The organism is Chryseobacterium sp. JM1 (assembly GCF_000737715.1).
Taxonomy (GTDB): domain Bacteria; phylum Bacteroidota; class Bacteroidia; order Flavobacteriales; family Weeksellaceae; genus Chryseobacterium.
The window spans coordinates 219,679-237,506 of sequence record NZ_JPRN01000001.1; the positions used below are offsets into that span (position 1 = coordinate 219,679).

General features: G+C 39.2%; 20 protein-coding genes. 11 read left to right on the forward strand and 9 right to left on the reverse strand.

Annotation, left to right across the window (positions count from 1 at the left end):
* Positions 1–54 precede the first annotated feature (54 nt).
* The 7 genes from IW22_RS00915 to IW22_RS00945 all read left to right on the forward strand — a co-directional run bounded on the left by IW22_RS00915 (position 55) and on the right by IW22_RS00945 (position 5,592).
* Positions 55–897 (forward strand): DUF5777 family beta-barrel protein, encoded by an 843-nt coding sequence (locus tag IW22_RS00915; protein ID WP_034723402.1) that lies wholly within the window; start codon positions 55–57, stop codon positions 895–897.
* 1 nt (position 898) lies between these two features.
* A complete protein-coding gene (locus IW22_RS00920) occupies positions 899–1,240 on the forward strand; it encodes a c-type cytochrome (RefSeq protein WP_034723403.1) in 342 nt (113 codons plus the stop codon).
* 12 nt (positions 1,241–1,252) lie between these two features.
* Entirely contained in the window at positions 1,253–1,798 is a 546-nt protein-coding gene (locus IW22_RS00925) for a YceI family protein (protein ID WP_034723405.1), read from the forward strand.
* On the forward strand, positions 1,795–2,322 hold the full coding sequence (locus IW22_RS00930) for an ankyrin repeat domain-containing protein (RefSeq protein WP_034723407.1): 528 nt from the start codon (positions 1,795–1,797) through the stop codon (positions 2,320–2,322). The genes IW22_RS00925 and IW22_RS00930 overlap by 4 nt, the downstream gene beginning before the upstream one ends.
* Position 2,323: 1 nt before the next feature.
* Positions 2,324–3,082, forward strand: coding sequence for a T9SS type A sorting domain-containing protein (locus tag IW22_RS00935; RefSeq protein ID WP_034723409.1), 759 nt, complete (start codon positions 2,324–2,326; stop codon positions 3,080–3,082).
* A gap of 178 nt (positions 3,083–3,260) precedes the next feature.
* Positions 3,261–4,109: a GNAT family N-acetyltransferase gene (locus IW22_RS00940; protein WP_034723410.1), complete on the forward strand. Its 849-nt coding sequence runs from the start codon at positions 3,261–3,263 to the stop codon at positions 4,107–4,109.
* 199 nt (positions 4,110–4,308) lie between these two features.
* Positions 4,309–5,592 (forward strand): ectonucleotide pyrophosphatase/phosphodiesterase, encoded by a 1,284-nt coding sequence (locus IW22_RS00945; protein ID WP_034723414.1) that lies wholly within the window; start codon positions 4,309–4,311, stop codon positions 5,590–5,592.
* A gap of 336 nt (positions 5,593–5,928) precedes the next feature.
* Here IW22_RS00945 and IW22_RS00950 read toward each other — a convergent pair whose 3' ends face one another.
* The gene (locus IW22_RS00950) at positions 5,929–6,813 is read right to left on the reverse strand and encodes an NAD(P)H-binding protein (protein WP_034723416.1); all 885 of its coding nucleotides are present in this window, start codon (positions 6,811–6,813) and stop codon (positions 5,929–5,931) included.
* Positions 6,814–6,895: 82 nt separating this feature from the next.
* On the opposite strand from IW22_RS00950, the gene IW22_RS00955 reads away from it, so the two are divergent.
* On the forward strand, positions 6,896–7,258 hold the full coding sequence (locus IW22_RS00955; RefSeq protein ID WP_034723417.1) for a winged helix-turn-helix transcriptional regulator: 363 nt from the start codon (positions 6,896–6,898) through the stop codon (positions 7,256–7,258).
* 193 nt (positions 7,259–7,451) lie between these two features.
* Here the strand turns inward: IW22_RS00955 and IW22_RS00960 are convergent, their stop codons facing one another.
* On the reverse strand, positions 7,452–8,507 hold the full coding sequence (locus tag IW22_RS00960; protein ID WP_034723418.1) for an NAD(P)-dependent alcohol dehydrogenase: 1,056 nt from the start codon (positions 8,505–8,507) through the stop codon (positions 7,452–7,454).
* A 37-nt stretch (positions 8,508–8,544) separates the two neighbouring features.
* Positions 8,545–8,949 carry a cupin domain-containing protein gene (locus IW22_RS00965; RefSeq protein ID WP_034723420.1) on the reverse strand — a complete coding sequence of 135 codons (405 nt, stop codon included), beginning with the start codon at positions 8,947–8,949 and terminating at the stop codon, positions 8,545–8,547.
* 131 nt (positions 8,950–9,080) lie between these two features.
* On the opposite strand from IW22_RS00965, the gene IW22_RS00970 reads away from it, so the two are divergent.
* From IW22_RS00970 to IW22_RS24280, 3 genes are all read left to right on the forward strand, one after another.
* Positions 9,081–9,983 (forward strand): helix-turn-helix domain-containing protein, encoded by a 903-nt coding sequence (locus tag IW22_RS00970; RefSeq protein WP_034723422.1) that lies wholly within the window; start codon positions 9,081–9,083, stop codon positions 9,981–9,983.
* A gap of 320 nt (positions 9,984–10,303) precedes the next feature.
* Positions 10,304–11,587, forward strand: coding sequence for a carboxylesterase family protein (locus tag IW22_RS00975; RefSeq protein WP_051890943.1), 1,284 nt, complete (start codon positions 10,304–10,306; stop codon positions 11,585–11,587).
* 156 nt (positions 11,588–11,743) lie between these two features.
* Positions 11,744–11,899: a hypothetical protein gene (locus tag IW22_RS24280; RefSeq protein ID WP_165571853.1), complete on the forward strand. Its 156-nt coding sequence runs from the start codon at positions 11,744–11,746 to the stop codon at positions 11,897–11,899.
* Positions 11,900–11,979: 80 nt separating this feature from the next.
* Here IW22_RS24280 and IW22_RS00980 read toward each other — a convergent pair whose 3' ends face one another.
* From IW22_RS00980 to lpxK, 6 genes are all read right to left on the reverse strand, one after another.
* Positions 11,980–13,452 carry an alpha-amylase gene (locus IW22_RS00980; protein WP_034723425.1) on the reverse strand — a complete coding sequence of 491 codons (1,473 nt, stop codon included), beginning with the start codon at positions 13,450–13,452 and terminating at the stop codon, positions 11,980–11,982.
* Between the two features lie 48 nt (positions 13,453–13,500).
* A complete protein-coding gene (gene dinB, locus IW22_RS00985; RefSeq protein WP_034723426.1) occupies positions 13,501–14,598 on the reverse strand; it encodes a DNA polymerase IV in 1,098 nt (365 codons plus the stop codon).
* 280 nt (positions 14,599–14,878) lie between these two features.
* Positions 14,879–15,334 (reverse strand): GNAT family N-acetyltransferase, encoded by a 456-nt coding sequence (locus IW22_RS00990; RefSeq protein WP_034723427.1) that lies wholly within the window; start codon positions 15,332–15,334, stop codon positions 14,879–14,881.
* Entirely contained in the window at positions 15,334–15,849 is a 516-nt protein-coding gene (locus IW22_RS00995; RefSeq protein ID WP_034723429.1) for a TlpA family protein disulfide reductase, read from the reverse strand. Before IW22_RS00995 ends, IW22_RS00990 begins: the two co-directional genes overlap by 1 nt.
* A 102-nt stretch (positions 15,850–15,951) precedes the next feature.
* Complete coding sequence (locus tag IW22_RS01000; RefSeq protein ID WP_034723431.1) at positions 15,952–16,767, reverse strand: purine-nucleoside phosphorylase; 816 nt, start codon at positions 16,765–16,767, stop codon at positions 15,952–15,954.
* Positions 16,751–17,776: a tetraacyldisaccharide 4'-kinase gene (lpxK, locus tag IW22_RS01005; protein ID WP_034723432.1), complete on the reverse strand. Its 1,026-nt coding sequence runs from the start codon at positions 17,774–17,776 to the stop codon at positions 16,751–16,753. The genes IW22_RS01000 and lpxK overlap by 17 nt, the downstream gene beginning before the upstream one ends.
* Between the last annotated feature and the right edge of the window lie 52 nt (positions 17,777–17,828).

The following is a 17,828-nucleotide window of genomic DNA, read 5'->3' on the forward strand; positions in this document are numbered from 1 at the left end:
TTTGACTTTATAACTCGATAAGTTTGTCATATCATAATTTAATTCAAATAGTATATGACAAAAACTCTCTTATTTTTGTCGGTATTGGCATCAGGTCTTGCCTCCGCGCAGGAAGACTTGCTGAAAGATATTGACACACTCAAAACCAATGCAGAAGTATCCCAGCCGGCCTTTAAAGCCTTACAGATCGTCACCGGACAATCCACCAAACTTTCCGCCAAAAAAGAATGGTACATTGTGGTGGCTCACCGTTTTGGAGACATAAGTACAGGATTTAAAAACTTTTTCGGCCTTGATGATGCCTCCACCAAATTAGGGGTGATCTACGGGGTTACAGACGGAATTTCAGTCAGTCTTTCCAGAGAAACGAATATGAAAACATTCGAAGGAGCTGTAAAGTATAAGCTGGTAAAGCAGAGTGAAAAAAGTCCTGTAGACATAGTAGGGTACAACGTAATGGCTGTCAATACAGATCTGGACAAAGACAACTATCCTTACCTCAAATTCGGAGACAGGCTTGCTTATCTTACCCAGGCGCTGATTTCAAGAAGATTCAACGAAAAGTTTTCTCTGCAGCTGACCCCTTCATACATTCATAAAAACCTTTACGATCCAGCCCTTGAGGACAAGAATCAGTTTCTTGCCGGGTTGGGAGGCCGTTATAAAATTTCCAAAAGAATTTCTCTCAACGCAGAGTATTTTGTGAATTTCGACAATCACAGTTACTATAAAAATCCTCTTTCATTAGGGATGGATATAGAAACCGGAGGACACGTGTTCCAGCTTTTATTCTCGAATTCCCAGATCAATTCAGATATCGGGTATCTCTCCAATGCAGCAGGCAAGTGGGGAAAAGGGCAGATATTCTTTGGGTTTAACCTTTATAGAGTTTTTTAAGATGAAAAAGATACTATACATATTGTCATCAGCGGCTTTATTCATTGCTTGTGACAGCAGGACCTATGAAGAGATTTCGGATAATACACCCATTACGGTAACTGTAAAATACAATACGGAGGTGAAAACCATTGTGGACAACAACTGCATCAGCTGCCACGGTGCAGGAAGTTTTAAACCTCTGGTTACGTACAGCGATGTAAAGAATAATATAGACGGAATTCTCAACAGGATACAAAGACCCAATGGAGACGCCGGAAAAATGCCACAGGGCGGATCCCTATCACAGACCCAAATCAATGTCTTCATAAAATGGAAAGCCGACGGGCTTGCTGAAAATTAAAAAATATTTGATATGAAAAGATTAGTATTAATGAGTGCCGTGCTGTTTTTTACCGGATTGGTTTCAGCCCAGAAATACAGCACCAAAACAGGGAATGTGACCTTTGAGGCATCCGTTCCGCTGTTCGAAGATGTGTACGCGAAGGATGATAATAATGTAGTGATCCTGAATGCAGATAACGGAGAAATGGCTTCTGTTTCAGTGGTGAAAAATTTCCATTTTAAAACCAAATTAATGGAAGAACACTTCAACGAAAGCTATGCGGAAACCGCAAAATATCCAAAAGCAACCTTCAAAGGAAAGATCGCGAATTTTGATAAAACAAAACTGAGTGCTTCCCCACAGAAATACACCGTTCAGGGAACCCTGAATTTTCATGGCGTAGATAAAGCAGTTACTTCTGCAGCTACGGTTTATGCTAAAGACGGGAAAATATATATGCAGGGAAGCTTTATGGCAAGACCTGTAGACCACAACGTGACCATTCCAAAAATGGTGACCAAGAAAGTCGCAGAAAATGTGAAGGTGGAGTATAATTATGTAATGGCAAAACAATGAAAAACGTACTCCTTATCATCAGTATTTTCCTGAGTTTTTCTGTTGCATCTGCCCAGGAGAAAGCAAAATCTATATTTGATATTGCCAGAACCGGAACATTAGCCGAAGTGAAAGATCTCATGAAACAGGATCCGGATGTCATCAACAAAACCAATGAAAATGGCTTTTCTCCTCTGATCCTCGCATGCTACAGAGGAAATACGGAAGTGGCTAAATTTTTGATGGACCATGTAAAAGATGTCAATTATAAAAGCCAGGAAGGAACCGCTTTGGCAGGACTTTCTGTAAAATATAATAAAGAGCTGACCACTTACCTGTTAAGTAAAAATGCTGATCCCAACATCGCTGATTCTGCCGGAGCAACTCCTTTGTTCTGGGCCGTAAAGTTCGGGAACAAAGAGCTGATCGAGTTACTGCTTAAACATAAAGCAGATAAATCCAAGAAAGATTCAATGGGAATGACCCCTTTTGAATATGCATTACAGACCAACAACAAAGAAATCATCAACCTACTAAAAAATTAAAATGAAAAAAGTTTTACTAACATTCAGTTTAGCTCTTGCCAATCTGGTATGGGCACAGTTTTCCACAGGAACGGTCAGTCTTCCTGCTGCCGGCATGACCGTAAAGATTGTAACGACCGCTACTCAGGTGACCCTTACGCTAACCGGTGACAGCAACTCGATGCTGGGAATAGGGTTCGGAGGAAACGGAGTAGATACTGGCGGAATGGCCAGCGGATCAGACGGATTTATCTATAATTCAAATTCTGCCAGCAGAGATTTTAATTTTATTGGAATGACGACTCCTCAGGCAGACCCTGCACAGGACTGGACCGTTACAACGGACAATATTTCCGGAACTACAAGAACCCTTGTAGCAACCAGAAGTCTTACCGGCGGAACAGGAGATCACGTGTTTACCAATGACACTTCCACTATCAATGTATTCTATGCCCGAAGAGCAGGGAATCAGTTATTGGGGTACCATAACGCAACCAGAGGATATGCTGCCCTTACAAGAAGCGTATTGGGTACAAGCGAGGCTGTTGCAGAAAGCAAAAAAATCGGTCTTTATCCAAATCCTGCCAAAGAAACCGTGAGTTTTAAAAATGCAGATAAAATAAAGTCTATCGATATTTATGAAACTGCCGGAAGAAAGATCAGAACCGTACAACCGGACGGAGAAAAGGTAGATGTCCGAGATCTGAAACCTGGAATCTATTATTTCGAGATCACCTTAAAAGACGGAAGCCTGTCTTATGAAAAACTGATCAAAGAATAAATACACAAAGTATAAAACATTCATATAAATGCCTCTGATATCCGGAGGCATTTTTTTATTGCAATATTTAACAATGCTGATGGGTAGAGGGATTGAAAGGTTTTTATATCTTTGTTATTGGACAGAATCTCGATCGAATTTCTCATTCGGTTAATATTGAATGATTTAAAATTAATATATGGAAATCAGAAGCTTAGAAAATACCACTACAGAAGAACTTTTAGCTGTATTCAATACCTCTTTTTCAGATTATATCGTTCCTTTTCACCTGTCATTAGAACAGCTTGAATTAAAAATTACGGCGGATAAAATAGATGTAAAATTGTCTGTAGGGGCTTTCGAATCAGAAAAGCTGGCAGGTTTTATTCTTTTTGCTGAAAAAGAAGAAGACGGAAAACGTATTGTATATAATGCAGGAACAGGAGTCATTCAGGAATTCAGAGGACAGGGACTCGTAAGAAAAATGTATGATTACAGACTTCCCTTATTCAAAGAAAGAAAAACTGATGTGCTGATCCTTGAAGTGATCGAAGGAAACGATCCTGCCATAAGAGCTTATCAAAATTTAGGCTTCAAAATAGTTCGGAGACTTCTTTGCTTTAACGGAATTATTGATATTAAAGAAAAAAAATCTGAAATCGTAATAAAAGAAATAGAAACCTTTCAATGGGAAGTAGTACGGTCTTTCTGGGATATAGAACCATCATGGCAGAGCTCGATACCTGTATTGGATAGAATTCTTCAGGATTGTAGAATTCTTGGAGCCTATAAAGATGAGCAACTTGTTGGATACGCCATTTACAACCCGGCCGTGAGAAAAGTCTATCAGATAGCTGTTGATAAGAATAAAAGAAATCAGGGCATCGGAACCCAGCTTTTCAGCGCAATAGGAGAGATGACTGATGGACAGGCTATATCTGTTAACAACATAGATGATAGTTCAGTAAACACCGCTGCTTTTCTGGAAAATACAGTAGGGCTTAAAAATTGGGGCTCCCAGTTTGAAATGAAGAAGGAACTTAAATAAGGGACAGGAAGCTGCTAATGGTCATTAATCAATTTTGATGAGCTAGTCTAAAAGAGACACTTTGCAGGTATGCTTTCGGGTTTCAGTGACTTCCATCTTCCATCTTCAGACTTCCCAACTTCAACGTTTTAATATACTTTTAATCTGATAAACTTTTTCAGGAGCTTCATTGGCCGTAACTTTGCCGAAAATTTTGACAATGAAGCGAGGAATACAAATTGTTCTGCTGTTTTTTTCTCTGGCCATCTATGCCCAGCAGGCAAAAATGGATACGGCTCAGGTAGTCGTTTCCGGCCGTATCAACAGTGCTGAGGCGCAGGATAAGCCTTATGTGATCATGATCTCTACAGACGGTTTCCGTTATGATTATGCTAAAAAATACCAGGCAGAAAATCTTTTGAAACTTTCATCCGACGGTGTACAGGCTAAAGCCATGATCCCTAGTTATCCCAGTATTACTTTTCCCAATCACTGGAGTCTGATCACCGGACTTTATCCGTCCCATCACGGATTGATCGACAATTTCTTCTACGATTACAAACGGAATGAGCCCTATGCGATGAGCAGTAAGAAAAATGCGGAAGACGGAAGCTGGTATGGCGGAACTCCGCTTTGGGCACTGGCAGAAAAACAGGGAATGGTTTCTGCGACTTTAATGTGGGTAGGTTCGGCAAGCGATGCAGGAGGAATGCGACCTTCGTATTATTATCCGTATCATGAAAAGTTTAAACCTTCTGAAAAAGTAGATAAAGTAGTTAACTGGTTGAAGCTACCGGCAGAAACGAGGCCTCACTTTATCACACTGTATTTTCCTGAAGTAGATGGAAGCGGACATCATTACGGACCAGATGCTCCAGAAACAGAAACTGCGGTTCATTTGGTTGATCAGGCCATTGGAGACTTGGTTCAGAAAGTCAACGATCTTGGACTGAAAAATGTCAACTTTATTTTCGTTTCCGATCATGGGATGATCAAAGTAGATGGCGGCGCTCCATTGGAAATTCCGGCGATGCTTTTAGATAAATCCAGATTTGATTTTTACAATTCCCAGACTTTATTGAGAGTTTATGTTAAAAATCCTGCTGAAGTTAAAAAAGTATACAAAGAACTGAAAGCTAACAAAACATCAGATTACGAAGTGTATCTTGATAAAAGACTTCCAAAATATTTACATTTCGCGACGAGAGACGATACATACGATAGAATCGGGCAAATCCTTCTGATTCCAAAAGCTCCGAAAATATTCCTGGAAGCAGGGAAAAAGACATCCGTAGGAAAACACGGCTACGATCCCAAAATAGTCCCTGAAATGAAAGCAACTTTCTTTGCCTGGGGTCCGGAATTTAAAAATAATCTGGTTATTGATGAATTTGCGAATGTCAACGTTTATCCTTTGGTGACTGAAATTTTAGGGTTGAAAAATGACCAGCCTATCGATGGAAAATTGAAGGTTTTAAAGGAAGTTTTAAAGGAGAAGAAATAAAATAGACTGAGGTTAAGTTTAAGATTAAAAACTTAACTGAAAAGATTGAGTTAAAGATAAAGTTTCGGCGCACCGCAGGTGCGCCGAAACTGTTTTGTAGAAATTTCAATTGAAAACTGTCATAAACGACCTAGGAATTAAAAGCGTTTAAAAAATAAATTTTGTGAACGTTAAGAAAATTCTTCTGTTCGAAGCGCGACACAAAGTTAGAATCGAAGAACTCTGATTAAATTCGCGCGAGTTTAGAATTTTTAGAGAACAAGATTTATTTTTAGCTTTTGATTCCAGTCTTGAACTTTTGATTCTTTTGTTTCAAGACAAAAGAATTTAAAGACCTTAAGAATTAAATTTTGCAGAAAACTCTTTCGCGAAATCTTCCAGTTTAATCTTGCCATCAACAGAAGCTTTATGCTCAATAAAATCCTTCTGTACAACACCCATTCTCACACCTCTTCCCATTTCAGTGTACAGTTCAGCCATTTCCTGTGGAAGACCGGCCTGCAACATTCCGTTTAAAGAATCTTCATCGGAAAACTCTACCCATGGTAATTCCGGTTTTCCTATTGCAGCACCAAAAACGTTGGCAAAATCAGCCGCTTTACGAACGTCGCTTACAATATATCTTATATTTTTACCATCTGTATTTTTTACTAATTCCTCAGCTGCGGCTGCGGCAATATCATTCGGGTGAACCAAGGGAATGCTTATGTCTCCGGAATAATTTCCACCCATAATTCCGGCACCTTTAATCAAAGGAATATCATTAAAGAAATTGAAATAAAAATATCCGGCTCTTAACAAAGTGACTGATGTGTTTTCCAGGTTATTATAAAATTTCTCAATGTGATAAAGACTCTTTATAGGACCGTTTTCCACAGGAGATTCAGCTCCGATACTGCTCAGCATAACCAGTCTTTTTACATTGTTCTTTCTAACAGCTTCAGCGTAATTTTTTCCTGCATTCACCGTGTTTTCAACAATATTGATAGCACCCATATTAGGAGGTGTCATCACAAAAACAGCATCAGCTCCTTCAAATGCTTTCACTAAAAAATCCAGATCAGCAATAGAACCAATAGCGGCTTTAGCCCCTATGGATTCAATTTCACCAATCTTAGATTCATTGCTGCTGATCACCGTAATATCGTGTCCTTCCGCAACGAGTTGCTGTGTTAATGGTTTTGCTACGTTTCCTGTTGAACCTGTGATGATAATTTTCATAATAAATATTTTTTTATTCTGATAACAAAGGTATATTTGTACTTACTTTTATACAAGTACTTACCCTGAAGTATGTAAGATTATGACAGCCATTAAAGAAAGTTCTACCATTCAGCAAAACAAAAAATATGCATTGGACAAGTGTCCCGTTGCCTATGTAATGGAAAAAATAGGAGGATACTGGAAACCGATTATTTTATACCAACTCTCCAACGGTGATAAAAGATACAGCGAATTAAAACGTGCTATTCCTGCCGTGACAGAAAAAGTACTGATCCAGCATCTGAAACAACTGGAAGCGGACGGACTGGTCATCAGAACCGCAAAACCGGTAGTTCCGCCGCATGTTACCTACAAATTAAGCAAAGCAGGAACCGGCCTGATTCCCGTGATTGCAGCTTTAGCTGATTGGGCGTTCCTTGATATGAAGGGGGAGTATAAGTGATTTTTTGTAGAATGTAAAATGTAAAATGTAAAATGTATTTATGATAAAGGTCTGTGATGACCATATTACAATTTTACTTTAACCTGATAACATTTAAACCTAACCCGTATTGGAATTGGCTTTAGCCAAAAAAATATTTCAAAAACAAAAAAGACCACCCAAAGGCAGTCTTTCTGTTAAAATATATGGGTAATTACAAAGATTGCATATCAATCACAAAACGGTATTTCACGTCACTTTTGATCATTCTTTCATACGCCTGATTGATGTCCTGCATTTTGATCAGCTCAATATCTGAAACGATATTATGCTTTCCGCAGAAATCCAGTAATTCCTGAGTTTCAGCAATACCACCGATCAATGAACCGGCTACAGAACGACGTTGGAAAATCATTGGTCTTGTGCTCACTTCAGTCTCGCTGAATTCACCTACAAATCCTACAAGAACCAAAGTTCCGTTCAGAGTAAGCGTCTGCATATAAGGATTGATATCATGTTCGTAAGGAACCGTATCAATGATCAGATCAAATTTTCCTTTGACAGTATCCATTTGTGAATCATCAGTGGAAATAACCACGTGATCAGCTCCCAATTGCTTAGCATCTTCCGTTTTTCCCGGAGTTCTTGAGAATAAAGTCACATCAGCGCCTAATCCTTTTGCCAGTTTGATCGCCATATGTCCTAATCCGCCTAATCCTACAACAGCTACTTTAGAGTTAGGTCCTACATTCCAGTGTCTCAATGGAGACCAGGTTGTAATTCCTGCGCATAAAAGCGGTGCTACTGCAGCAAGGTCAAGGTTTTCAGGGACACTTAATACAAAATGTTCGTCTACAACTACTTTCTGAGAATATCCACCAAAAGTATGACCTCCCAAATGTTTGTCTTTTCCGTTGTATGTTCCTGTAAATCCGTTTAAGCAATATTGCTCAAGATCTTCTTTGCAGCTGTCGCAGTGTCCGCATGAATCTACCATACATCCTACTGCGGCAAGATCTCCTACTTTAAATTTAGAAACATCACTTCCTACACTGGTAATTCTGCCGACAATTTCATGTCCCGGAACCACAGGATACAAAGATCCGCCCCAGTCATTCCTTGCCGTATGGAGGTCAGAGTGGCATACTCCGCAGTATAGAATTTCAATTTCTACATCTTTGGGAGTGGTTGCTCTTCTTTCAATAGTCATTTCTTTAAGGTCTGCCGTCGTAGACTCAGCTCCGAAGGCTTTTACAGTTAATGTGCTCATTGGTTTGGTTTATTTGATTTAAGTTAATTAAGTTCAGTTATAAATTATTGTACTCCTCATCGCTTACAGGTTCCAGCCATTCTACAATACCGTTTTGAGTATTGGGATTGATGGCAATATGGGTGAATTCACCATCCGGGCCCGCACCATGCCAGTGGATGACATCAGGAAGAATATTCACCACATCTCCCGGGTGTAAAACCTGTGCCGGTTTCCCTTTTTCCTGATAAAATCCTGTTCCTGAAGTTACGATTAAAATCTGGCCGCCGCCGTGAGTATGCCAGTTATTTCTGCATCCAGGTTCGAAAGAAACGTTTCCGATCTGGCAGTTCAGATCATCTTCATTAGGTTTTAAAATCTGTACCCAGGCTGTTCCGCCGGAAAAATAAGCTGCTGGGGCTTTTTCTCCTTTTGGAAAAATGTTTGTATTGAATGTTTCCATAACGGTACAAAAGTCGATACTTTTATATAAACACGACTTATACAGATTACCGAAATACTTACCAATTTTACAGACCCTGTACAAGGTACGCAGGAAAGTGGTAATTTTGAATAAGTTTAAAAAGATAGTCAATGCAAGATCAGGAAGTTGATAACATAAAGAGCGTTTCAGATTACAATAAAATGGTAAACAATGAAACCCTTCATCCGCTGGTAAGTGTGGTGGATTTTTCAAAATCCGATCCCATATGCCAGTACAGGAGAACGTATACCTTTTATACCGTTTTCCTGAAAGATGTCATCTGTGGCGATATGCATTATGGTAAGCATAGCTATGACTATCAGGAAGGAACGCTGGTTTTTATTGCTCCAGGACAGGTAAGTGGTGTGACCAATGACGGAAAATCTATACAGCCCGGTGGATATGCCTTGCTGTTTCATCCCGATCTGATCAAAGGAACCAATCTCGGTAAAAATATCAAAGACTACAGTTTCTTTTCCTATGACGTTCACGAAGCACTGCATCTCTCAGAAAAAGAAAGAGAAATTGTTTTGGAATGTTTTAAAAACATCAAGCTTGAACTCGAGCAATCCATTGATAAGCACAGCAAATCACTGATCGTCAATAATATTGAACTGTTTTTAAATTACTGCATGCGTTTCTACGACCGCCAGTTCATTACCAGAGATCATATCAATCAAGGGGTGATCGGGAAATTTGAAAACCTTGTGGATGATTATTTCAAATCTGACAATCCTAAAAACATAGGTTTCCCGATGGTCAATTATTTTGCGGAAAAACTCAACCTGTCAGCCAATTACTTTGGAGATCTGATCAAAAAAGAATTAGGAGTGTCCGCCCAGGAATTCATTCACAATAAACTGATCGATGCGGCGAAGGAACAGATCTTAAATCCCGCAAAATCCATCAGTGAAATCTCCTATGATCTTGGGTTTAAATATCCACAGCATTTCACCAGATTATTCAAAGCAAAAGTGGGAATTTCTCCCAGTGAATATAAAATGCTAAACTGATTGTTTTAAACACAAACAACACGAATTTTTTCACAAATACCACGATTTTTATCCACAATGATTTGTGAAATTAGTGTAAAAAATTAGTGTCACTCGTGTTAAAAAATCAAATACAAATACCTCAAATATGTTCACAAATAGCACCGTTTCTATCCATCATCATTTGTGAATATTAGTGTTAAAAATTAGTGATATTAGTGTTTAAATTTTCTCATTTCAAAAAACTGAATTAATTTTAATAGACAAAATTTTTCAAAGTTTTTAAAATGACAGTTCAGCCGACCAAGACTCACATTTTTCAGACCTCCTTTGGGAAAATTATGGCACTGAAAGAAAATGGCATCATCAGAGCAAAAAGTATCCGCTATGCCCATTCAGAAAGGTTTAAAAGACCCGTTCCGGAACAGCCATCAGCTTCAGAAATTATTTTTCCTCACAAAACACCCGTATGCCCGCAGGTGATAAGTCCGTTGGTGGAAAAGATGATTGGGCCTACTCATATTGAAGATTTTGATGCAGATGAATCTACGCAGTTTCTTTCCGTGTTCCGTCCTGAAAATTTTACAGACCATGAAAAGCTTCCCGTGGTGGTATGGATTCACGGTGGTTCTCATGAGATCGGTTGTGGCGATCTGCCCACTTCTGATCCCAGTGACTGGGTGAAAGAACAGCACATCATTGTAGTTACTGTTTCCTACAGGCTTGGACTTTTTGGTTTTCTCGGAGGAGATGAATCGAGACCTGCTAATTTGGGACTGTTTGATATCATCGAAGCTTTAAAATGGATCAAAAACTATAGCTCAGATTTTGGTGGTGATCCTGAAAATATTACGCTTTTGGGACAATCTTCTGGCGGTGATGCTATTGCTCATCTGATGATTTCCGATGGTGTTAAAGGTTTGTTTAAACGGGTGATTATCCAGAGTGCGCCTTTGGGACTGCGACACAACAGGCAAAAAATGTCTGCAGAATTTTTAAAAAGAACAGAATTTCTTAAAGATGAAACAGATGTTTTAAAAATGGCAGAAGAATACCGGAAACATGTACCGGCTGTGATAAAATACGGACTGAAGGCTGCCATGCCTTTCGGAACCCAGTATGGTTTTCCTCCTTTATGTCAGGAAAATGAAGCGGTTGAAAAGTGGAAATCCAATGCAGGAAAATATGACGTGCTGATTGGTTTAAATGACAATGAAACGGCGTTCTATCTCAAAACATCTGATGCTTTGAATAAATATTTCGGAAAAGGATTTGGCCTGATCATTTTAGATAAGGCGGTAAGAAAAACGACGGAATTCATCTATGGAAAACCTGCGGAAGAATTTGCTGAAAATTATGCGAAAGCAGGAGGGAACGTTTATCTGTTCAGAATTCATTCAGAATCGGAGCACAATCATATTGGGGCTGCGCATTGTATAGATCTTCCTTTGGTCTTTGGGAATGAAGAAGCCTGGAAATCTGCAGAACTGCTGAAAGATATTCCGTGGGCGTATATTCATGAGAATGGTAAAAAGCTGAGAGCTATTTGGGCAGAATTTGCCAGAACCGGAACAATATCAGATACTTCCGAAAGACCTGAGATTTTAAGGATCCGAAAAATTTAGTTTTAAATCTGTTGATATGTATTGCCGAACTTTTATAGTTTATATTCTTTTTTATTTATGAAATTGATAGGCTAAATCATGTATTTGTGAATAATTTTCAATGCTATGATGATATTTTATTTATATTTGAGTAACAAATCTTAAAACATATTAACTATGAAATCAAATGCACGAAAATTAAATCGGGAGGAACTTAAGAACTTAAAAGGAGGAGGACCTATCCGTGACAGGGTATGCTGTACTTCCAACGAAGATGGCTTCTGTTGCGAATGGGCCATCAATATGGAGAATTGCCGATACATATTCTGCTAAGAACGATCGTATCAGTATAATTAAGACATACATGACCCAAGAGATGATCATCCGGTCATGTATGTTTTTTATTTATGAGGTTATTCAGAAATCCAGACACTCACATTCCCTGCAGGAACCGGGAAATTTCCCCATCCGTTCTCATCAATGATTACTTCATCTTCTATTCTTTTAAGTAGATCATAGAATTTTTTACCAGCGTAACGTTTTCCCATTTCCATAGGTTTGCTGTAAGCTTCTTTATTGCTTAGGACCACAGCACATCCGGAATGTTCGTCATCTCCTTCGCGCGTCCATCCAAGGCAGTTAGCATCTTCGAAATAATCCCTCTGTTCACCGTAAGCATGATCTTTCCTTGCGATGAGAAGTTCTTCAATGCCGTCTACTTTTTCCAGGAAAATTTCCTGATCATTACCATCTCCGCCTTTATCGATATAATGAGCACCATAAAGATCAGGATAAAATACACACGGGTAACCATTCTCCCTAAGCAGAATTAAAGCATAAGCCAATGGTTTAAACCATGATTCTACCGGAGCTTCAAGGTCCTGCAAAGGCTGCGTGTCATGATTATCCACAAGACTTACAGAATGCATAGGATCCGCCTGGGTAAGCGTTTCATCAAAAATTCTTCGGAGATCATAGGATCCGCCTTCGTTGGAAGCGGTGTGGAAATTATTCTGAAGTGAGCTGTCAAAAAGGCTCATGCATCCTTCCGTGACATCAATATATTTCTGAAGCAGATTCAGCTGTCCGGGAGCCCAGTATTCTCCGACTGCGAAAATGTTTTTTCCGGAATTGGAGCGAAGCATCGTCAGCCATTCTTTATAAAAATCAAAAGAAATATGTTTTAAGGCATCCAGTCTTACCCCGTCGAAATCAGTCAGGTTAAAATACCATTCAGCCCAGGTATTGAGCTCTTCACGAACAAACGGATTACGGTGCTCGATGTCGTTGTACATCAGATAGTCGTAGTTTCCTTTCTCATCATCAATCATTTCTTCCCAGTCGTTACCGTATTCAGACTGTATTTTATAGATGTGGGAATCCATACCTTCGGCAAAATCCACACCGCTGAAACATGTGAAATTCCATTCAAAATCTGAATATTTTTTTCCTCTTCCGGGAAAAGTGAATTGAGTGTAGGATTCTATTTCGATAACGTCTGAAATAATTTTTTCCCTGTTGTTTTCATCAACTTTTACCGCTTTAAACTTCTCCAGTTCATCACCGCCAGCCTTGTGGCCCAGAACGATATCAACAATGACTCCGATATTCTGTTTTTTTAAGGCTTTGATGGCTTTTAAATAATCATTTCTGGTTCCGTATTTGGTAGGAAGACTTCCTTTCTGATCAAACTCTCCAAGGTCATACAGATCATAAGCGTCATAACCTACCGAGTAACCTCCGTTCGTGCCTTTATAAGCAGGAGGAAACCATACCGAGGTGATTCCCAATTCTGCCAGATGGGCTGCCTGTTTTTCTGCTTCTTTCCATAATTTTCCGTTTCCTTCAGAATACCAGTGGAAAAATTGAATCATTGTCGCGTTCATAGGTTGTGATTTGGGTTGGTTTCCTACAAGATAGTGAAAAATTTTTATCTATTGATTCTCAAATTCCTCGAACGGGATTTTTAGTTGAATAGAAACCTGCTTTTTCTCTTCCGTGTTGAGATGGGAGAGGGACAGACCCAATAATCTTACAGGCTTATCGAAAGGCCTGAGTTCCCAAAGTTTTTTTCCGGTATTGAAATACTGCTCAGGAGAAGTGAAATAGTCCTCCTTCGTAAAGCTTCTTGTAAAAAGTGAAAAGTCTTTGTATTTAATTTTTAAAGTCAAAGCTCTGCCGAGGATATTATTCTTTTGCAGACGCTGATGGAGTTCCTGGCTTAAATGTTCCAGCTTGTCATTAATTTCCTGGTCATCAAAAAGATCTTCAAAAAAGGTCCTTTCTACGGCAACGCTTTTCTGGATGCGATGAGGTTTCACTTCGGAATTATGAATACCACGGACCACATTGTAATAATAGCCACCCGATTTTCCGAAAAGCCTTACCAATTCTTCAAGCGATTTTTTCTTTAAATCTTTTCCTTTATAAATGCCTAAACTAAACATTTTGTTAGCTGTAACCTTTCCTACGCCATAAAATTTTTCGACAGAAAGTTCTTCAAGGAAACCTTCAATCCGATCAGGATGAATGGTTTTTTGTCCGTTCGGTTTATTAATATCGGAAGCCACTTTCGCCAGAAATTTATTCACGGAAATTCCTGCAGAAGCAGTCAATCCGGTCTGTTCAAATATTTTCTGACGGATTTCCTTAGCGATCTGATTGGCAGATTCTATATCTTTTTTATTTTCGGTGACATCCAGATAGGCCTCATCCAAAGAAAGAGGTTCTACAAGATCTGTATATTCATGAAAAATTTCCCGGATCTGTATGGAGATTTCCTTATAACGTGCAAAACGAGGTGGGACAAAAATAATATGAGGACATTTCTCTTTAGCGGTTTTACTGGGCATAGCAGAACGTACACCATATTTTCGTGCTTCATAACTCGCCGCCGAAACTACACCACGGTGTTCTCCTCCTACCGCAATAGGTTTCCCCTTAAGCGAAGGATCATCATGCTGTTCCACGGAAGCATAAAATGCGTCCATATCGACATGAATAATTTTACGGGTGGGAAAAGAAGAATCCATACCGCAAAGATATGGATTCATTTATTTTGAATTAAATTATAATTAATTGGAGTTTGAGATAAAAAACTTAACATGATAGGCTGGAAGCAGGAAGAGGGAGGCGGGAAGTTACTTTTGGACAAAATTTTTAAACACTCACCTTAAATTTGAATATTTGGTGAAAAAAGAAATAAAACTGTCCTACAGTTTTTCTGGCGAGCTGCGATAACTTCCATCTTCCAGCTTCAAACTTCCTGACTGTAAAAAACAGAAAGTTCTTATCCGGAAGAATAGCTGTTCATTATGTTTTCATTCGCATGGTGACCAATAATGAATCAAATCCGGCCTTTTCGTAAGCTTTTACAGCAGATTCATTTTGGGAATAGACATCGAGTCTTATTTCAGAAAGACCTTTGGATTTTGACCAATTGATCAGTTCGTCAAGAATTAATTTGTTCACTCCTTTTCCTCTGTGCTCAGGCTTTACGTACATAAAACCAAGATAAGCATATCGGTCGAAGTTAGAATAATCATTTCCTGGTTCTTTAATTCTGGCATAACCGGATGCGATGATCTCGTTATTCTCTTCCGTGACCAATACTAAGGAATCCTCAGACTTGATCAGTTGAAGCAGATCGTAGTAATGAATTTCTCCATCATGCAACGTGCTGTTAAATGGTCTTTCTGCAAGGACAATTCCCTGTTCAAATTCTAAAAGGACCTTCAGATCCTGTTCTGTAGCTTCTCTTGTAATCATTATTTTGAAAGACGGTTTATGGTTTCCTGGATCTCCGGATCTTCGGGAGAAATCGCGTAATATTTTGCAATAGAAGACTTCTGATCCACGACCATATATCTTGGAATCCAGTTCAGGTCAACGTAATTGTTGAAATCATTTTTCCATCCTGAAGCAAACCAGTAATTGTCCTTATCTTTCATATTGAATCGGTCCAGACTTTTATCAAAACCTTCTTTTGATCTTTCCAGGGACAGGAATACGAAATCTACATTGGGATTGTTTTTCTCAAGTTCTTCCGCTTTCGGAAGTGCTTTTAGACAGTCTCTGCACCATCCGGCCCAGAAATCAATGACTAAAACTTTTCCTTTATGCTGATCAAGAATCTGCTGAATAGTAATATTTTTCCCTTCCTCATCTTCCAGCTTCTGTACTAAAGCTTCCTTGGAGAAAGAGGTTTTAAGTACTTTCGGCTGCTGTTGTGCATAGCTCAATCCGAAAATACTGATCATAAAAATGAATGCTAACTTTTTCATTCTTTCAATTTCATTTATACAAATCTAAACAATGAAATGCAATCTGGGATTGATTTCTGATGAATTAGGAAAAATTTATGAATTGAAAATTTCTATAAAGACTTATGGATAGTTTCTGATAAGGCCTTTCACCACAGCAATCACATTCGGCATGGCTTTATTGGCTGCATTCAGAACTTCTTCATGAGAAACGGCAAGCGCAATATCAGGTCCGCCCAGGTCTGTAATCACGGAGATACAGAAGACATCCATTGACATGTGTCTGGCGACAATTACTTCAGGAACGGTGCTCATTCCCACCATATCGCCGCCGATGGCTTTGATCATTCCGTATTCTGCAGGGGTTTCAAAGGTAGGTCCCTGTAAGGCTACATAAACGCCCTGATGAATTGTAATATGCTGTTCGGCAGCGGCTTTTTCAGCTACTTCGATCATTTTTCTGTTGTAAGGCTCGCTCATATCCACAAAACGGGGTCCGAACGATTCAATATTTTTGCCACGAAGCGGATGTTCAGGCATCATATTGATATGATCTTTTAAAATAACGATATCTGCCACGCTGTAAGCAGGATTGACACCGCCACAGGCATTGGAAAGGATCAGGTTTTTAATACCCAAAAGATGAAAAACTCGTATCGGAAAAGTCACGGTTTCCATGGAGTGGCCTTCGTAGTAATGAAAGCGTCCGCTCATCATTAAAACTTTTTTGCCTTCGAGGATTCCGTAAATTAATTTTCCGCCATGTCCGACAACGGTAGTTTGTGGGAAGTTGGGGATTTCAGGATATTCCAGAACGTGAATGGCTTCCACTTCGTCCTGCAGTTTTCCCAGTCCGGATCCTAAAACGATCGCAAAATCCGGAGTTTCTTTGATAATATTGTGAATGAAATCTGCAGTCTGCTTAATTTTTTCTAACATAATCTAAGATGATTTGGTTGAATTCTTCCTTTTTATCAATGATGACATTGATCGGCCAGTAGTAAATAATTTCTCTAAGATAATCAAAAGTTTTCAGACGTACATAATCTTTCTCCGTCGTCAGGATCAGTTTGTATTCTCCTAATTTTTTATATTCTGCGATGATTTTTTTGATGTCATCATCCGTAAAATTATGGTGGTCCCTGAATTTTAAATGCTTAACCCGCTGTGAGAATTTGGCCAGATGCTCAAGAAGAGGTTTAGGATTGGCAATTCCAGTGATCAGAAGGATGTCGTAATAATTCAGGTTGTTATCCGGAAGCATTTTTTCTCTTCCGTATACATTTTCATCGTAGCCAATAGAGGAAAAGAAAACTTTCTGGTTGTGAGAAGGTCTTATCCTCGAGATATAATATCGTTTGGTTTCTTCGGTAAGTTCATCAGGACATTTGCTGACCATGATGATGTCTGCTCTGCTGGCACCGTTTCGGGATTCTCTCAAATCTCCGCCCGGAAGAAGGTGGTCTTTGAAATAAGGATCATTAAAATCAGTCATCAGAATATTGAATCCGGCTTTGATTGCTCTGTGCTGTAAAGCATCGTCAAGAACAAGGACATCCAGGTCCATATCTTCGATCACTTTTTTAGCTCCGGGAACTCTTTCTTCTGAAACAGCAATAACGAAACGGTTTTTGAAGCGCTCAAAAAGCTGCATGGCTTCATCGCCCACGACTTTATAATTGCTGTCATAATTCGTTACTTCGTAGCCTTTGCTCAGTCTTCCGTACCCACGTGAAAGTACGCCTGTTCTGTAGTGTTTGGACAGGTATTGGGCAAGATACATCACCATAGGCGATTTTCCGCTTCCGCCCACAGAAAGGTTTCCGACATTGATTATCGGGGTCTTGAACTTAGTCGTCTTAAAAACTCCCAGATCATACATTGTGTTTCGGATACCCGTTACCAAATGATAACCAAGGGAAAAAGGATAAAGGTACCATCTTTTCATACGTTTGCAAAAATAGGAATTTTCATAAGGATTTTGTGTAATATTCTCAAAG

Excerpts from the sequence above, each read along its gene's own strand:
- IW22_RS00995 (WP_034723429.1), bottom strand. The coding sequence starts at position 15,849 with ATGAAAAAGTTAGCATTCATTTTTATGATCAGTATTTTCGGATTGAGC.
- IW22_RS01000 (WP_034723431.1), bottom strand. The coding sequence starts at position 16,767 with ATGTTAGAAAAAATTAAGCAGACTGCAGATTTCATTCACAATATTATC.
- IW22_RS00915 (WP_034723402.1), top strand. The coding sequence starts at position 55 with ATGACAAAAACTCTCTTATTTTTGTCGGTATTGGCATCAGGTCTTGCC.
- IW22_RS00920 (WP_034723403.1), top strand. The coding sequence starts at position 899 with ATGAAAAAGATACTATACATATTGTCATCAGCGGCTTTATTCATTGCT.
- IW22_RS00955 (WP_034723417.1), top strand. The coding sequence starts at position 6,896 with ATGACAGCCATTAAAGAAAGTTCTACCATTCAGCAAAACAAAAAATAT.
- IW22_RS00960 (WP_034723418.1), bottom strand. The coding sequence starts at position 8,507 with ATGAGCACATTAACTGTAAAAGCCTTCGGAGCTGAGTCTACGACGGCA.
- IW22_RS00975 (WP_051890943.1), top strand. The coding sequence starts at position 10,304 with ATGGCACTGAAAGAAAATGGCATCATCAGAGCAAAAAGTATCCGCTAT.
- IW22_RS00950 (WP_034723416.1), bottom strand. The coding sequence starts at position 6,813 with ATGAAAATTATCATCACAGGTTCAACAGGAAACGTAGCAAAACCATTA.
- IW22_RS00965 (WP_034723420.1), bottom strand. The coding sequence starts at position 8,949 with ATGGAAACATTCAATACAAACATTTTTCCAAAAGGAGAAAAAGCCCCA.
- IW22_RS24280 (WP_165571853.1), top strand. The coding sequence starts at position 11,744 with ATGAAATCAAATGCACGAAAATTAAATCGGGAGGAACTTAAGAACTTA.
- IW22_RS00970 (WP_034723422.1), top strand. The coding sequence starts at position 9,081 with ATGCAAGATCAGGAAGTTGATAACATAAAGAGCGTTTCAGATTACAAT.
- IW22_RS00925 (WP_034723405.1), top strand. The coding sequence starts at position 1,253 with ATGAAAAGATTAGTATTAATGAGTGCCGTGCTGTTTTTTACCGGATTG.
- dinB (WP_034723426.1), bottom strand. The coding sequence starts at position 14,598 with ATGGATTCTTCTTTTCCCACCCGTAAAATTATTCATGTCGATATGGAC.
- IW22_RS00940 (WP_034723410.1), top strand. The coding sequence starts at position 3,261 with ATGGAAATCAGAAGCTTAGAAAATACCACTACAGAAGAACTTTTAGCT.
- lpxK (WP_034723432.1), bottom strand. The coding sequence starts at position 17,776 with ATGAAAAGATGGTACCTTTATCCTTTTTCCCTTGGTTATCATTTGGTA.
- IW22_RS00990 (WP_034723427.1), bottom strand. The coding sequence starts at position 15,334 with ATGATTACAAGAGAAGCTACAGAACAGGATCTGAAGGTCCTTTTAGAA.
- IW22_RS00930 (WP_034723407.1), top strand. The coding sequence starts at position 1,795 with ATGAAAAACGTACTCCTTATCATCAGTATTTTCCTGAGTTTTTCTGTT.
- IW22_RS00980 (WP_034723425.1), bottom strand. The coding sequence starts at position 13,452 with ATGAACGCGACAATGATTCAATTTTTCCACTGGTATTCTGAAGGAAAC.
- IW22_RS00945 (WP_034723414.1), top strand. The coding sequence starts at position 4,309 with ATGAAGCGAGGAATACAAATTGTTCTGCTGTTTTTTTCTCTGGCCATC.
- IW22_RS00935 (WP_034723409.1), top strand. The coding sequence starts at position 2,324 with ATGAAAAAAGTTTTACTAACATTCAGTTTAGCTCTTGCCAATCTGGTA.